This is a genomic window from Pseudomonas sp. SBT1-2 (assembly GCF_028640875.1).
Lineage (GTDB): Bacteria > Pseudomonadota > Gammaproteobacteria > Pseudomonadales > Pseudomonadaceae > Aquipseudomonas > Aquipseudomonas chlororaphis_I.
On sequence record NZ_JAQZAA010000047.1, the window covers coordinates 13,452 to 28,586 of the forward strand.

Annotated in this window: 13 protein-coding genes; 5 read left to right on the forward strand and 8 right to left on the reverse strand. The window is 61.9% G+C overall.

Features of this window, described 5'->3' with window-relative positions:
• Positions 1-201 precede the first annotated feature (201 nt).
• The 8 genes from PVZ78_RS05160 to PVZ78_RS05195 form a co-directional block, all read right to left on the reverse strand.
• Positions 202-624: a hypothetical protein gene (locus PVZ78_RS05160; RefSeq protein ID WP_050999721.1), complete on the reverse strand. Its 423-nt coding sequence runs from the start codon at positions 622-624 to the stop codon at positions 202-204.
• Complete coding sequence (locus PVZ78_RS05165; protein WP_087945439.1) at positions 621-5,282, reverse strand: polymorphic toxin type 47 domain-containing protein; 4,662 nt, start codon at positions 5,280-5,282, stop codon at positions 621-623. Before PVZ78_RS05165 ends, PVZ78_RS05160 begins: the two co-directional genes overlap by 4 nt.
• A complete protein-coding gene (locus tag PVZ78_RS05170) occupies positions 5,282-6,019 on the reverse strand; it encodes a DUF4123 domain-containing protein (RefSeq protein WP_009046413.1) in 738 nt (245 codons plus the stop codon). Before PVZ78_RS05170 ends, PVZ78_RS05165 begins: the two co-directional genes overlap by 1 nt.
• Complete coding sequence (gene tssI, locus PVZ78_RS05175; RefSeq protein WP_009046414.1) at positions 6,009-8,051, reverse strand: type VI secretion system Vgr family protein; 2,043 nt, start codon at positions 8,049-8,051, stop codon at positions 6,009-6,011. Before tssI ends, PVZ78_RS05170 begins: the two co-directional genes overlap by 11 nt.
• 134 nt (positions 8,052-8,185) lie before the next feature.
• Positions 8,186-8,704 (reverse strand): Hcp family type VI secretion system effector, encoded by a 519-nt coding sequence (locus PVZ78_RS05180; protein ID WP_007925756.1) that lies wholly within the window; start codon positions 8,702-8,704, stop codon positions 8,186-8,188.
• 312 nt (positions 8,705-9,016) lie between these two features.
• Complete coding sequence (locus PVZ78_RS05185; protein WP_124301031.1) at positions 9,017-10,246, reverse strand: CynX/NimT family MFS transporter; 1,230 nt, start codon at positions 10,244-10,246, stop codon at positions 9,017-9,019.
• Positions 10,233-10,694, reverse strand: a complete 462-nt coding sequence (locus tag PVZ78_RS05190; RefSeq protein WP_273828317.1) for a nucleoside deaminase — start codon at positions 10,692-10,694, stop codon at positions 10,233-10,235. The genes PVZ78_RS05185 and PVZ78_RS05190 overlap by 14 nt, the downstream gene beginning before the upstream one ends.
• Positions 10,695-10,715: 21 nt before the next feature.
• Entirely contained in the window at positions 10,716-11,375 is a 660-nt protein-coding gene (locus PVZ78_RS05195) for an ankyrin repeat domain-containing protein (RefSeq protein WP_273828318.1), read from the reverse strand.
• Between the two features lie 109 nt (positions 11,376-11,484).
• Here PVZ78_RS05195 and PVZ78_RS05200 point away from each other — a divergent pair, with 109 nt between their 5' ends.
• From PVZ78_RS05200 to PVZ78_RS05220, 5 genes are all read left to right on the forward strand, one after another.
• Positions 11,485-12,342, forward strand: a complete 858-nt coding sequence (locus tag PVZ78_RS05200) for a LysR family transcriptional regulator (protein WP_101281643.1) — start codon at positions 11,485-11,487, stop codon at positions 12,340-12,342.
• A 377-nt stretch (positions 12,343-12,719) separates the two neighbouring features.
• Complete coding sequence (locus PVZ78_RS05205; protein WP_124301035.1) at positions 12,720-13,523, forward strand: energy transducer TonB; 804 nt, start codon at positions 12,720-12,722, stop codon at positions 13,521-13,523.
• A 63-nt stretch (positions 13,524-13,586) separates the two neighbouring features.
• The gene (locus PVZ78_RS05210) at positions 13,587-14,312 is read left to right on the forward strand and encodes a MotA/TolQ/ExbB proton channel family protein (protein ID WP_009046420.1); all 726 of its coding nucleotides are present in this window, start codon (positions 13,587-13,589) and stop codon (positions 14,310-14,312) included.
• 1 nt (position 14,313) lies between these two features.
• Positions 14,314-14,715: an ExbD/TolR family protein gene (locus PVZ78_RS05215; RefSeq protein WP_009041659.1), complete on the forward strand. Its 402-nt coding sequence runs from the start codon at positions 14,314-14,316 to the stop codon at positions 14,713-14,715.
• A gap of 157 nt (positions 14,716-14,872) precedes the next feature.
• Positions 14,873-15,135 (forward strand): transposase family protein (locus tag PVZ78_RS05220; RefSeq protein WP_273828319.1); only part of this gene is annotated, 263 nt, incomplete at its 3' end.

Below are 15,135 nucleotides of genomic sequence, written 5' to 3' on the forward strand. Positions count from 1 at the left end.
TAATAGGCGCCTTGGTCATGTTCTTCTATGTAAGAATCCATGACGTAAAATGTTTTTTCATATGTTTCTCACGTCGGGTAGGTATGCTGGCTCCTTGGGGGGATTGCAGATTTTTCCTCAACGTATAAGGCCGGTTCAATTTCGAGTACTTTGTTGAGGTTCATGATTTTAATTAAGGTCTGTGTATAGAGATAAGTTTTATTAACTTTTAACTGCGTTGGTACCCTTTTTGTGTGGTTGAGATAAGTGCACGCAGTCGTGGTCGTCTACGTATGTCAGGAAGTTAAGTGTTGTGTCGGTTATCCAAAAAGGGAAGCCGGTGGTCTCGGAAAATAGAGTTTTTAAATCCTTTGAAGTCTTCAGTTCCCATGCGTGAGTTTGGTTGTCATGAACTATTAGTACTGGGCTCTCTAAGTATTGTAGTTGGTCAACTTTTTTCCAGAACTCAGGGTCATGCTCTTTTTGAGGGTTTATCATGTTTGCCGGGTCAAGCTCTTTTGCTTGAATGAAAAAAGTTGTTTTTATGTCTGAGATTAGTTTTTCTAGATCCTCTGAAGGTAGTTTTTTATGGGCGATTTTTTGTTCTTTGAGCACGGCATCGATTTCATTAGCTAAGTAGTTCATTGGGAAACTCCAATTCTTGCACGTGAGACAGGCACTGATTCTAATATAATATGTCCTCTAACTGCTCCACCACCACCGCGTTTGCCGGGTGTTTGGTAACCAACATGAGGGCCAGCAGGGCCATCTGTGCTAGGAACTAAGCGAGGATCGTCAATGTTTACCTCTGCTCCTTTGTTCTTACCTTCTAGAACACGCCATTCTGTAGGGAAGGACTTCCCGTACTGATCTTTGCCCCACTTTGTGACAGTGAATTCATTTTTTGGAACACCGGTTCTATTGAATGCTTCGTCCAACCCTTTATGCATCTGTTGATAGGAGGTTCCTGGAGCACTCCGCCAATCTAAATCAACCTTTGAATTATATTTCCATGTCCCGTTTGGAACGGCCTGGGGGCATTGTGCAAGAGCACTAGCCAACCCCAACGGATCCACCCACCCCGTAGGGTTAGGCACGTACTGGTAGTTGTTCAGCCCACCCGCCAGCTTGATCGGGTCCGGGGTCAAAAACCGTCCAGAGCTCGGATTGTAGTAGCGATGGCGGTTGTAGTGCAGCCCGGTTTCGGCATCGAAGTACTGACCTTGGAAACGCAGCGGGTTGTCGATCTCGCAAACGTCCAACGCCGCCAGATTTCCATAGGCGCGGTACTTGGCCGACCACATGATCTCGCCGCTGTAAGCCGTCAGTTCCTGTGGCGTACCAAGGTGGTCGAGTTGGTAATAGAACGGTATGGCATGCGCTGGACCTTCATCATCGAGCATGACCAAGGGGCGGAAGGAGCCGGGTTCGTAGATGTAAGTGCGGTAGCGGTTTTCACCACTCTCGGCGATTAGCCGTTCTCCCTGCCACAGGAACTCGGTAGTACGGCCATCAACGGTTTTTCCGATGCGGCGACCGAAGGCGTCGTACTTGTAGGTCGCGGTGCTGCCACCCGGCAGACTGACGCCGATCAGGCGGTGCTGGCAGTCGTACTGGTATTCGGTGACCAGCTTTTGCCCGGCGCCGCGGCGTTCGCGGCTGAGGTTGCCGAAGGCGTCGTAGTCGTAATGACGGTCGCCTTGCATCAGCAGGCGGTTGCCTTTGACGTTGACCAGGTTGGCGGCGGGTTGGTCGCCCTGGCCCAACAGGTTACCGGCCGGGTCGTGAGCGAAGCTTTCCGGAGTCGCACCCCGTACGTTGATCAGGCGATCCAGTGGGTCGTAGTGATAACGCAGGTTGCCCTTGCGGCTGTCGTCGATGCCGGCGAGGTTGCCGTTGGCGTCGTAGGCATAGGCGCGACGGTAGAGGTTGCGGTGCTGGCCATGCTGTTGCTGGCTGACGCTATGGGCCTGCAGCCGGCCTTGTTCGTCGTACTGGTACTGGCTGAGCAGCAAGCCCTGCTGGCGTTGTTGTTCGCGGCCGGCGCTGAACTGGTGGCTGGTCAGGCGCGAGCCGTTGAGGTCGATGCTGCTGAGCTGGCCGCCAGGGGCATGGCGGTAGTCGAGTTTGCTGCCATCGGGCAGGCGGCAGTGGCTGAGCTGACCGAGCTTGTCGTATTCGTAGCGCAGGGTGCCCCAGCCTTGGTGCTCGGTGATCAGGCGGTCTTGCAGGTCGTATTCATACGCCAGTGGCCAGTGGCCGTCGTCGACGTTGACCAGGCGGCCCAGGGCGTCGTAGCTGTAGTGGATCTCTTCACCATCGGCCAGGGTTTTTACCAGCAGGCGGCCAGCGGCATCGCGCTGGTACTCGGTAACCAGCTCGCTACCGTCGTCGCCGAATTCGGTTTTCTTCAGCAGCTTGCCATTGAGGTCGTAGGCATAGGCGGTGCTGCGTCCGTCGAAGCCGGTTTCCTGCTGGATCAGGCCGTTGGGGTAGTAGTCCAGGTGGTACTGCTCGCCGCGCTCGTTCTCGATATCGGTGAGCAGCAGGCGCGCGTTGTCGTAGCGATAACGCAGCTGGCTGCCGTCCGGGTTGATGCGGCGGCTGACCAGGTGCAGGTTGTCGGCGTATTCGTAGCGGGTAATGCGGCCCAGCTCGTCGCGTTCGGCGGTGACTTTGCCGTAAGCGTTGTAGCTGAAGGCTCGGGTCGCACCGCCGGGCAGGGTGATCTGTGCCAGGCGGTTGGCGGCGTCCCACTGGTAGTGGGTGATGGCGCCGCTTTCGTCCTGGCGGGTGATTTGCCGGCCGAGGGCGTCGTAGCGGTATTTGCGTTGGCCGCCATCGGGCAGGCGTTCTTCCAGCAGTTGGCCGAGGCCGTTCCAGCCCAGTTGATGGCGGCTACCGTCGGCGTGGGTGATTTCCAGCAGGCGACCCTGGCGGTCGTAGCGGTAGTGGGTTTCGTTGCCGTGAGGGTCGGTTTGGCGGGTAATGTCGCCCTGGTCGTTGCGCTGGTATTTCCATGTGGCCTTGCCCCGGTGAACGTCGCTGACAAAACCGCGGAAATACTCGTAGGACGTAGGCTCGTCTTCTGGCGGAATCACCGCGCTCAACGATCCGGCTTCGTTGTAGCGATATTCGGTGACTGCGCCGAGCGGGTCTTTCTCCGCAATCAGGCGGCCTTTTTCGTCGTAGGCTTTCTGTGTCTCGGCACCGTCAGGATCGGTCTGGCTGACCAGTCGCGCATTTTCGTCATGCACATAGAGTTCTTCACTGCCATCGGCGTTGATGACCGTGACTTTGCCGGCGTCATCCCACACATAACGCGCATCCATCTGCGAGAAATTCGCCCAGTGATGGATGCAGCGGGATGATTTACCCCTGTTCTCCCACTCCCAGAAAAAGCTCGCGCCGCCGGCCAGCTGGCGCTCCATGATCACGTGCTGTTCGTTGTAGCGATAGCGCTCGCTTTCGCCTGCGGCATTGGTGGCGCTGGTGAGTTGGCCTTGCCGGTTGTACTGGTAGGTCACCAGGGTCTGTACGGTGACCCACGGCTCTTGACGCTCACCGCGTTCGTCGTATTCGGCGCGACGTTGCTGATAGTCCACAGCGACGATCAGGCTATCGTCATAGCGCAGGAACAAGGAGCGCCCGGCGCCGTTGTCGATGCGTTGGACGCGGTCGACCAGGTCGTAGCTGATATGCAGCTGGTTGTCGTAGGCGTCGCTGATGGTGGTCAAGCGGCCACCGCGGAAGTGGAAGAAACGCGTCTGTGCGCCGGCCTGGGTCAGGATCAGTTCACCCGGCGCATCGCCCAGATAGATGGCGGCCTTGGCCAGGCTGTTGGTAATGGCCGGACGTTGTTCGGTCGGCATCGGGAAGCGGGTCTGGCGGTTTTCACTGTCGGTCCACAGCACCCCTTCATCGTCCAATTGCAAACGATGGGAGAGTGCATGACTCCAGCCATACCCCAGGCGACTGTCGATCTCCACTGCGCTGGTGCGGTACAGGCGTGTCCATTCAAAGGGCAGCAGGCCATCGAGTTGGCCATCGGTCAGGGTCAGCAGTTCTTCACCCGTCACCATAGAGACGGGGCAGTTATTGGTGCAGGTTTCAGCCGCACTGTTGGCGCTTTTATTGTCGGGGGTTCTGGACTGATGCGAAGCATCGTCGGCATGCCCGGAGTGCCCGACCGTGCTGTTCTTCTTGCCATCGAAACGCAGCTGCGCCACGCCTTTTTCCACCCGGGAGGCTACGCCGCGAGCGGCTACTGCGACGTACTTGCCCACATAGCCCATGAAGCTCTTGATGATGTTGAACACGGCCTTCACGAAACCGGTGACCGCCTTGACGATGATCTGGCCGTATTTGGCCAGGCGCGCGGCAAGATAAAACAGCCCTGCGCCCTCGGCGGCCACGGTCAAGACGATCGCGATGACGATGTCGATCAGGATGCCGACAACGGCTGCCGAGGTCATTTTTGCCGCTTGGCCGGCGGCCTGGGTGGGCGGCAACCCCGCGACCCAGATGGACGCGCAGCGCACCATCAGGTAAAGCGCCGCTTCGTCGCTGGCGAGCAACATGGCCTTTTTCATGACGTCTGGTGCTTCCTTGGCCAGCTTGACCAACTCTTCGGCACCGGCTCCCAGGTCCGCTGCGAACTTCTTGGGGTTTTGCAGGATATCCAGCGCTTTGGTGATGCCGTCCCAGACGCCTTTGATGGCTTCCCAGCCGCCTTCCAGAATGCCGCTGCCAATCGCCATGGCATGGGCCGCAGCGCTCTGATTCGACCATTGAGGCTTGAAGCCCGCCCATTCCTTGCGCAGGAAGCCTTCAAGGTTGGCGCTCAGGCCGTCGTAGGACTTGAACAGGGCATCGATTTGATCTTTGGTTACCTGGTCATGCACATGGATTTTGTAGAGCTTGCCCTCTTTTCCCTTAAAGCTGCCTTTACCTTTTGCATCCAGGGTTATCGTGGACTTGGTACCGTCCTCGACAGCAATGAAATCGACCTTGATATCGCCGATGGGGATGTCATACACCGACTCGAATTTGCTCTCGATCAGCAGCGGGCCACCAGCCGGGCAACGGGCGACGAATGAGAAATCATCGTCGTTTATGCTGACCGCTTTGCTGGAGTTACCCGCCTTGATAATCCGCTCCATGCCCAGCAAGGAGGGCCTATCAGCTGCTCTGCTAGCCACATCGAGGGGGGCCAGGTACCACTCTCCGATCTGCTTGCGGTACAGCGTCAGGCTGTTCTTGAACAAGTCCAGTTCTTTCTCGATATCGGCAACGCGACCCATCATCCTTGCTCCAGAGTCAGGTGGTTAAGCAGTGCTTCGTTAAGGGCTTTCGGGGCATTCGGGCGGCGCACGAAGTGCGCGACCTTGTGGCGCAGCACGGCCTCCGGGAAAGCGTCGTACAGGTCTGGGCGTGCCTCGCTCAGCCATTGCATCAGGTTGTCGATCAGGGTGGTCGGGTCTTTCTTGACCAACTGATCGAGCAGGGGCTGCGGTACTTCCCACCACGGCCATTGCTTGACCTTCGGCACCGGGCGTATGCCGGTTTCCAGGGTTTGGCCGTTGATCCAGTAACGGTTGAAGACCGGTAGCACTTCCCCGGCGGCGGCACCGAGCCCTTCCAAAATCGGATAAATATGCCGCCCATCCCAAAACCTGAAAAACACCTCGGCGCCATCCGGCATCTTTACCTGGGTCAGGCTGCGCAGGTGTTCGAACACCACCGGCGGTTCGCAGTTGGAGACGGCGAGCCAGCCCCAGTCGTCGGCGTCGGTGGTGGCGATCCAGTCGAGGAAGGGGGAGGTCGGTTTGAGTTCGACGAGGTAAGGCATTACCGGCTGCCAGTCGGCGTAGGGCGTGCCGCTCCAGAGGGCGGTCAGGCCGCTGGCACCCTGGGTCTGGTAGAAGTCCTTGAGCGGGTTGGCATCGCTGGCGTTGCTGATGACCAGGTACAGGTGTTCGTCGGCTTGCAGCGGCTGCTGGGCGAGCCAGGCTTGGGGTGTCAGGCGATCAGATGGCACAGGCACCGTCCTTGCACTTTTCGCACTCTTCGCAGAAAGGCGCGTTGCGTTTGAGGGTGTTGATTTGCGCCGGGGTCAGCAGGGCGCCGGCCTTGTCGGCGTCGGCCTGCTTCAGCACGCCGGGCATCAGTGGCGCGGCGCCGGAGCCGCTGCCCGGGGCGCCGCCGGAGTTGACCTTGACCTGCGGGCCGTTGATGGTCACGCCGCCGGCGTCGAGCTTGATAAAGCTGCCGCCACCCTTGAGGGTCAGCTCGCTGCCGGCTTCCATCACGACCTTCACCCCGGCATTGAGGTGGATTTCCTGGCCGGCTTCGATGAACTGCCCGGTGCCGATCTTGATGTGCTGGTTGGCGCCGACGGTGAGGTGGTCGCTGGCGCGGGCTTCGACCTTGCGGTCGGCGTGGACGGTGTGGTGTTCCTCGGCCTTGAATTCGCTGTAGCTGTTGGCCTCGACCGTGTCGTGGCGTTCGTTGCCGACGCGGATCTTCTGGTCGTGTTCGACGTTCTCGTCCCAGTCGCGCTGGGCGTGCAGGAAGATCTGTTCCTGACCCTTCTTGTCCTCGATGCGCAGCTCGTTGTAGCCGCCACCGCCGGGGGAACTGAGGGTCTTGAAGGTGCTGCGGGTCTTGTTCGCCGGCAGCTCATAGGGGACGACGTTTTCCTTGTGGTACAGGCAGCCGCTGATCAAGGGCTGGTCGGGGTCGCCCTCGAGGAAGGTCACCAGCACTTCCATGCCGATCCGCGGGATGGCGATGCCGCCGTACTGCGCCCCGGCCCAGGCCGAGGACACGCGCAACCAGCAGCTGGTCTTGTCGTCCGACTGGCCTTCGCGGTCCCAATGGAACTGCACCTTGACCCGGCCGTACTGGTCGCAGTGGATCTCTTCGCCCTTGGGCCCGGTGACCACCGCGCTCTGGCTGCCGAGGATGCGCGGCTTGGGATGCAGCAGTGGCGGCCGGTTGGGCACGTCCCAGGGCGTGGCCTGGAAGCGGTTGCGGTAGCCCTGGTGGAAGTCGTCCTTCAGGGCCGTGGTGTCGCTGGTCACCGACTCTTCCAGCACCTGCGGCTGCTTGCCTTCGTGGACGATCTCGGTAAGCAGCCAGAGGTCGTTCCATTGCGCTTTCGGGTGCTCGCTCAGGGCCAGGAAATGCCCGCTGACCAGCAGCGGCTGGTCGCTTTTGCCCTCGGCCAGCCGGTAGTCGCTGCGGTGGCGTTCCAGGGCGCGCTTGGCCAGGTGCTTGCCGCGTTCGCGGTCGACGAAGCGGCCGGGGTAGTCGTAGTCCTCGAGGTCCGGCTTGAACTCGCTCTTGGCGTCGCTCTCCAGGGTCAGGCGCGGTTTCTCGAAGTCGTAGTCGCGGCGCGTGGTGCGGCTGGTGCGGGCTTCCAGGCGCAGGTCGAAGCGCTTGATCACCGGGTCGTTGGCGACCATGCCGGAGTCTTGCTGGTAGGCCACGGGCGCCAGTTTCGGGAACACCGTCTGGTCATCGCCGAAGACGATCTTGTGGCTGTCGGCGCTGTGCTGGAAGTGGTAGTGGATACCTTCTTCCTCGCACAGGCGCTGGATGAAATGCAGGTCCGATTCGTCGTACTGCACGCAGTAGTTGCGCTCGGGATAGATCGAACCCAGCTGGAACTGGTAGGCATTGCTTTGGATGCCATGTTCTTCGAGGACCTGGCCGATGATTTTCGGCACCGTGAGGTTCTGGAAGATGCGTTGGTTGATGCGGTGCGCGAGGTAGGCCAGGTGCGGGCGCACGGTCACCGAATAGCGGGTCAGGCGCTTGCCGGAATCGCCCTGGGCGACGCGGTAGATCTGCCCATGGATGCCGGTGCCATTCTGTGCCAACTGCAGGAAGGCCGGTTTGTGCAGCAGGCTTTCCAGGTCCAGGGTGGCCTGGGCGCTGACCAGCTCGACCTCGAAGGCAAAGGGCTGGCTGATGGCTTCCCGTCCGGTGAAGGACAGGACCTGGAGGTCGTTCGAAAGCCCCTCGATGGTCAGGCTGAAGTGAGTCTGATTGGCCGGCGCGAACATCCCTTGTTCCTCGTGCAGTACTGCCGCGTGGGTCGACCCCGGGGCCGGGCGCCGACGAACGCAAGAAATCCCTTATGGCGTAAACAACATCGACCAGCAGAGCTGGCCGATGTTGGTGTAACGGTCGGCCGGACTTAGCCCGCGACCGGGGAACGCCAGTCGTCGGAACCGGAAGTACCGGAGACTTCGTGGGTCCAGGTGATTTTGCGGTAGGTGAAGTGCACGTCTTCCAGGTGGGTGAAGTGCGAGTTCGATGGGTCCTGGCAGTTGTGCATGTAGTCTTTGATGTCGACGATGATCGCGTCTTCCAGGGTGGTGGTGTAGTAGTGCTCCTGGGTGCCGGCAGCGGAGGTGCGGTACCACTGGATTTCGATCTTGGTCAGGCGCTCACCGGAGGTCAGGGCCGCCAGCAGCAGTGGCGAAGCCTTGTCGAAAACCTTGGTGATGACCACTGGTTTGTGAACGCGCTGGCCGGTTGGCTGGCCGGACTGCGGGTCACGCGGGATGATCACTTCGTGCTGGAAACCCTGAACCATGACCTGGTCTTCGTGGCCTTCCTGGTAGGTGTTGCCAACGGAGTCAGCGGTGAAGGCACCGGCGGTGATCAGACCTTGTTTGGTGCCAGTGATGGACATATACGCTGGTGTAGCCATGGATGCTCTCCTTGCTAAAAAATAAAGGTGCCCGGTGGGACGGATCGCCCGGTTGGGTGCCGAGGTAGATATCAAGGAGCGTGCCAGGAGCTGGAAGTGCCTTATGGATCAAGGGCTTCAGGTGATTTTGGAGATCGGTGAAAGTATTTCCCGGGCGAAAGCCGCTGAAAGTGCGCAACTTCTTGCGCAGTGCTGTGCAAGAAGTTGCGCACTCGGCTGTATGGCACGGTTTATAAAGCCCTTGAGCATCTGCTCACAGAGTTATCCACAGCCAGGTGCGCAAGAAGTTGCGCATGATGGCCAAGGGCCTTGTCAGGCGGAGGTCGAGGTGCTTCCCGTGGGTATCGCTTGTGGCGTCACGCTTGTCGACGGCGACTCGCGGTAGCTGGAGGGGCTGAATACCCGGGTCAGCACCAGCATGGCCAGCACGGTCAGGATCAGTACCCACCAGGCGCTGATGAAGCTGCCGGTGAGTTCCCGCAGCCAGCCGGTCAGCCACGGCGACACGGCGTTGATCAGGAACCCTACCCCTTGCACGAAGGCCGCCAGTTGCCCGGCTTCCCGGGGATCGCGACGGTGGTCGAGGGTGAGGATCAGGCTCAGGGCGAAGCAGGCGCCGAGGCCGAAGCCGATCATCGCCACCCACAGCTGCGGGGCCTGCAGCGGCCACAACAGCAGGCCGCCGAAGCCCAGGGCCTGGGCGCTCAGGCTGATGGCGAGCAGTGGCCGGCGGTCGCTCTGGCGCTGCGCCAGGGCGGGCATCAACAGCGCGGCAATGACCTGGAAGATGGTCATGAACGCCAGCAGCGAGCCGCTCTGGGTCGCGCTCCAGCCCAACTGCAGGTAATAGGCCGGCAGCCAGGCGACCATGCTCATGTAGCCGCAGTTGATCAGGCCGAAGTACAGCGCCAGCAACCAGGCCCGACGGTCGCGCCACAGGCTGATGGAGGGGGCGTTGAGGCGCTGCCTCGGCCCGGCGAAAGGCAGCAGCCACCACAGCAGCAGGGCCGCCAGCGCTGGCAGCAACCACACGCCGAGCCCGGCCTGCCAATGGGCGAAGTGCGTGGTGACATGCGGGCTGAGCAGCGCCGCGAGGCCGCCACCGCCCATCAGCGAAGCCGAATAGATGCCCATGGCCAAGGCCACCCGCTGCTGGAACTGACGCTTGATCAGCGCCGGCACCAGCGCCTGGATCAAGGCCACGCCGGCACCGCCGAGCAGGGCGGTGGCGAGCAGGGCGCTGGCCTGGTCGCAGAACAAGCGCGCCAGGCAGGCGCAGAGGATCATCATCAGGCCGAGGGCGACGCCACGCCGTTCTCCCAGGCGGGCTTCCAGGCGCACCCCGAGCAAGGCCACCAGGCCCATGCAGACCACCGGCAGGCTGGTGAGCCAGGCACTGCTCTGGAAGCTCATGCCGGTGGCGCCACGAATCTCCATCAGCAGTGGGCTGATGGAGCTGATGATCGGCCGCAGGTTGAGCCCCAGGGCGATCAACAGGGCCCAGCCGCCGAGGCGACGCAGGCGCGACTCAGCGAACGGCATGGCGGACCTGCCAATCGCGGTAGATCGCGTTCATCGCCGCTTGCGGCAGGTGTTGCACTGGCAAGCGCTGGTCCGCCAGGGGCTGGGCCAGTTGTTCGTAGATCGCTGCCGTGGACAGGCCGAAGGGCGCGGCGCTGGCGTTGTCCGCGGCGAACACCGCGCGCGCCACACCGCACAGGTACATGGCGCTCAAACACATGGGGCAGGGCTGGCCGCTGGCATAGATCACGCAGCCGTCCAGGCGCGGGCCGAGCCGCTGGCTGGCGACCCGGATGGCCAACAGTTCGGCGTGGGCGGTGGGGTCCTGGCTCAGGTGGATCTGATTGACCGTCTCGGCCAGCACCTGGCCGTCGCGCACCAGCACCGCGCCAAACGGCCGGCCGCCGGCCGCGACGTTTTGCCGGGCCAGTTCGACGGCGCGTTGCAGGTAATCCTGATCGTCTTTCATGGAGGCTCCTTAAGGCACAAATCAGGACGCGCCGGCGTCCCGCAGCAGTTTGGCGATGGCGGTCTGGCCGCGTTTTTCCGCCTGCTGCAGAGGGCTCAGGCCAGCTTTGTCCGGCAGGTTCAGGTCGGCGCCGGCGGCGATCAACTGAGCGACTATCTGCTGGTGCGCCGGGCCGCCATCGGCCAGCACTATGGCTTCCATCAGGCAGGTCCAGCCCAGGCGATTGACGTGGTCGAGGTCGACGCCGGCCTCGATCAGCAAGCGCACGGTGTCGACATGCCCACGTTCGCAGGCCGGGATCAGCGCGGTGCCGCCGTAGCGGTTGGTGCTTTTCAGGTCGGCGCCGTGGGCCAGGGTCAGTTGCAGGATGGCATTGCGTCCGCTGGCGCCGGCCAGCAAGTAAGGGCTGTCGTGGATCAGGTTCTTCTGGTTGACGTCGGCGCCGGCCTCGATCAGCGCCCGGGCGATCTCGACCTGGTTGGCGGCGGTGGCCAGTAGCAACGGGCTGCTACCGTCCAGGCCGCGCACGTTGACGTCCACGCCTTGCCGGAGCAGCGCCTGGACCTTGGGCAACTGCCCGTCGCGGACTGCCTCGAGCAACTGGTTATCCTTTGCCATTACCACCCCCACCATGAACAGACAGATCGCCAGGACAGCGTGTTTGCAAGACAGGTAACGCATGGCGTCAGGCTCCCTGCGCAGTCAATGAACGCCGAGTATGGTCAGGCCCTGATGTATTCTGAAATTAAATATAACCATGCCAATCAGTGGCATTCAGAATGGTGCTGCCATGTTCGATCCTGTACTGCTGCGCAGTTTTGTCGCTGTCGTCGACTGCGCCAACTTCACCCGCGCCGCCGAGCGCCTGCACCTCACCCAGTCCACCGTCAGCCAGCAGGTGCGGCGGCTGGAGGAGAGCCTGGACTGCCAGTTGCTCGACCGTGATCAGCGCCGGGTGGTGGCCACCGCCGAGGGCGAGCGTCTGCTGGGCTATGCGCGGCGCATCCTGGCCCTCAACGAAGAGGCCAGCGATGTCTTGCTGCACCAGCAGAGCGAAGGCGTGCTGCGCCTCGGGGTGCCGGAAGACTTCGCCGCCGAGCGGTTGATGCCGTTGTTGTCGCGCTTCGGCCAGGACCATCCCGGCGTGCGCCTGGAGGTCACCAGCGGGCTGGGCCCGGAATTGACCCGCCTCTATCGACGCGGCGAATTCGACCTGTTGCTGGTCAAGCAGATGGGCGCCAGCGACGACTGCCTGGCGTCCTGGCCGGAACCCCTGTGCTGGGTCGACAGCCGCGCCACCCCGGCCTTCGGCCGCGATCCGTTGCCGCTGGTGGCCTTCCCGGTGGGTGGGCTGTATCGCCATGAAATGCTCCACCACCTTGAAGTCGGCGGCTGGCGCTGGCGCATCGGTTACTCCAGCGCCAGCCTGGCCAGCGTCTGCTCGGCGGTGGCCGCAGGCTTGGGCATCAGCTTGCTGCCGGTGCGGGTGGTGGCTGCCGGGCACCGCATGCTCGATGGCGCCAGCGGCTTGCCGGACATCCAGGGCGTGCGCCTGGCGCTGTACGGCCGCAGCGGCTTGAGCCGCGCTGGAAAGGCCCTGGAAAGCCAGCTGTTGGAGCTGTGCGAGAGCCAGGCGCTGAAGGTCTGAACAACCCTGTCCCAAGTTCGCTTGAGCAGGCGCGCGTTACCGGGTGCGCCTAGCCCTTTGATCGACGTTCGGTCGGTCTCTTTTATTTCGCCAATGTTGTCGCTTCGCCGCGGTTTTGCCGTGGCGATGCAATGCCTTTGGCGAATATTTTTAATGCTCGCAAAGCATGGCTTTTTGACTCCTTCCCTGCAGCCCTTGATCCGCGTGGCCTGGCGCGAAATGACGGCTTTAAATATGCAATTTTGATCTATCCATAACTTTAAAGATTACTTTCGGAGATAAGTGTCTGGCGCCAATCATTCAGCCCTCGACGCTGCTCCGGGGGAGTTCGCAGGTGTGGGTCGGGTTATTCGCAAAAGACTGTAGGGAGTTAATCAATGGGCAATGTCCAGACCGCCGCCAGTGCACACGAGGTGCTGTGGCGTCAGGCACCGAGCGGCGATTTGGTCGACCTCGGCCGGCCGCACCGCTTGCCGTTGGGCCAGTTGCGTCTGCAGAAGGTACCCAAGGCCGGGCTGCGGCGGCGCGAGGCGATTGCGCTCGGGGTGATTGCCCTGCTGTTGCACGGTGCGGTGATCTACTGGATCAGCCAGAAGCCGACCCCGGTATTGCCGATCGTGCCGCCGGAAATTCCACCGATGACCATCGAGTTTTCCCGGCCGGCGCCGCCGGTGGTCGAACCGCCGCCACCGCAACCGGTACAGCCGGTGGTGGAGCCACCGCCGCCGGTGGAGGACGAACTGGCGGTCAAGCCGCCACCGCCCAAGCCGATTCCCAAACCGAAGCCGAAACCGGTGCCCAAGCCGGCGCCTAAGCCGGTCCAGCAACAGCCCGCGCCGCCACAACCGGCCGCGCCTGTCGCCGCTCCGGCACCGCCCGCGCCACCGGCCCCGGCGCCCGTGACTCCGGCATCGGCGAACGCCGCGTACTTGAAGAACCCGGCGCCGGAATATCCGTCGCTGGCTCAGCGTCGCGGTTGGGAAGGCACGGTATTGCTGCGGGTACATGTACTGGCCAGCGGCAAGCCCGGCGAGATTCAGATTCAGAAAAGCAGCGGTCGCCAGCAACTCGACGACGCGGCGTTATCGGCAGTCAAGCGCTGGAGCTTCGTGCCGGCCAAGCAGGGTGATGTCGCCCAGGACGGCTGGGTCAGCGTGCCCATCGATTTCAAGATTCATTGAGCCTGCGCCAGGCGCTATCGCGAGCACGCTCGCTCTTACAAGGGTTATACAGAGGGACACATCATGAGTTTATTGGCATCTCCACTCGAATCCATCGAAAGCGCGGTGATCTGGCTGCTGGTGGTGTTTTCCGTGGCCACCTGGGGCCTGGCCCTGCTCAAGGGCGCGCAGTTCGCCCGCCTCAAGGCCCAGGATCGCAAGTTCCACAAGCAGTTCTGGGCCGCCTCCAGCCTCGACTCGGCGGCCGAGCTCAGCGAAACCCAGCCCGGCGCCGCCGCTCGCGTGGCCCAGGCCGGCTACGCGGCGATCCAGGTCGGCGACACCGCGCACGCGGCGGACCTGAGCCAGGCGATCAATCATCAGGACCGCCTGGAGCGCGCCCTGCGCCAGCAGATCGTCCGTGAGCGGCGTTCGCTGGAAACCGGCCTGGCGGTGGTTGCCAGTATCGGCAGCACCTCGCCCTTCATCGGTTTGTTCGGCACCGTGTGGGGGATCATGGAAGCCCTGAAAGGTATCAGCGCGGCGGGCTCGGCGAGCCTGGAAACCGTGGCCGGGCCGATCGGCGCGGCACTGGTCGCCACCGGCGTGGGGATCGCCGTCGCGGTGCCGGCGGTGCTGGTTTACAACTACTTCCTGCGGCGCCTGAAGCTGACCGCCGCCGACCTGGATGACTTCGCCCATGACTTCTACAGCCTGGCGCAGAAGAGTTCGTTCCGCGTGCTGATCCACCCGACCGCGCACAAGGCCGCGGCCCAGGGCAGCGCACAGAAAGTGAAGGAGGCGTCCTGACATGGCCTTCTCGACCCAGGACAGCGATGAGGTGCTGAGCGAGATCAACGTCACGCCGCTGGTGGACGTGATGCTGGTACTGCTGGTGGTGTTCATCGTCACCGCGCCGCTGCTGACCAACGCGATTCCGATCAACCTGCCCAAGACCGAGGCCGTGGCCCCGGTGGAGCAGAAGGACCCGCTGGTGGTGAGCATCGACGGCGCCGGCAAACTCTTTATCAACAAGGACGAGATCCAGCCGGATCTTTTGGAAACCAATCTTCAGGCGGCCAAGGCCAAGGACCCGGAAGTGCGCGTGCAGTTGCAGGCGGACGACGGCGTCAACTACGGCGAAGTGGCCCGTGCCATGGCCTCCATCGAGCGTGCCGGTATCACCAAGCTGTCGGTGATCACCGCGCGCTGACCCAGTGTTGTAAGCCACGACTTTTCAGGCCGTCTCCTTGGCAGGGTGCGGCCTTTTTTTTGGTTCTTCACGGAATTCCGGGAAACACAGAAACAAGAACGCCGATTTGATTGATGATGTTCGTGCGAGCAAACACATCTAAAAAACCGGCGTTCTTATGCACGATATTAATACTTTCCTTCCTTTTTGGGAGGGCTTTTCTGTCGTCACGATCAAGCCTGATGGCGATGCCCTACAGATCGATCTGACGCCCCACACCACCCGATTCCCTTCCTGTGGTGGATGCCAAAAGCCCTGTTCAACCACTCACGAGTATTGCGAGCGAGTCGTTCGTGATTTGCCCATTCTCGGCCGTGCAGTGCGCCTCAGCGTTTTGCTCAGACGTGTTGGCTGTCGTGACTGCGGCAAACGCATGGAGAC

Coding starts and splice junctions, on each gene's coding strand:
- PVZ78_RS05160 (WP_050999721.1), bottom strand. CDS start 624: ATGAACTACTTAGCTAATGAAATCGATGCCGTGCTCAAAGAACAAAAA.
- PVZ78_RS05165 (WP_087945439.1), bottom strand. CDS start 5,282: ATGGGTCGCGTTGCCGATATCGAGAAAGAACTGGACTTGTTCAAGAAC.
- tssI (WP_009046414.1), bottom strand. CDS start 8,051: ATGTTCGCGCCGGCCAATCAGACTCACTTCAGCCTGACCATCGAGGGG.
- PVZ78_RS05180 (WP_007925756.1), bottom strand. CDS start 8,704: ATGGCTACACCAGCGTATATGTCCATCACTGGCACCAAACAAGGTCTG.
- PVZ78_RS05185 (WP_124301031.1), bottom strand. CDS start 10,246: ATGCCGTTCGCTGAGTCGCGCCTGCGTCGCCTCGGCGGCTGGGCCCTG.
- PVZ78_RS05190 (WP_273828317.1), bottom strand. CDS start 10,694: ATGAAAGACGATCAGGATTACCTGCAACGCGCCGTCGAACTGGCCCGG.
- PVZ78_RS05195 (WP_273828318.1), bottom strand. CDS start 11,375: ATGCGTTACCTGTCTTGCAAACACGCTGTCCTGGCGATCTGTCTGTTC.
- PVZ78_RS05200 (WP_101281643.1), top strand. CDS start 11,485: ATGTTCGATCCTGTACTGCTGCGCAGTTTTGTCGCTGTCGTCGACTGC.
- PVZ78_RS05205 (WP_124301035.1), top strand. CDS start 12,720: ATGGGCAATGTCCAGACCGCCGCCAGTGCACACGAGGTGCTGTGGCGT.
- PVZ78_RS05210 (WP_009046420.1), top strand. CDS start 13,587: ATGAGTTTATTGGCATCTCCACTCGAATCCATCGAAAGCGCGGTGATC.
- PVZ78_RS05215 (WP_009041659.1), top strand. CDS start 14,314: ATGGCCTTCTCGACCCAGGACAGCGATGAGGTGCTGAGCGAGATCAAC.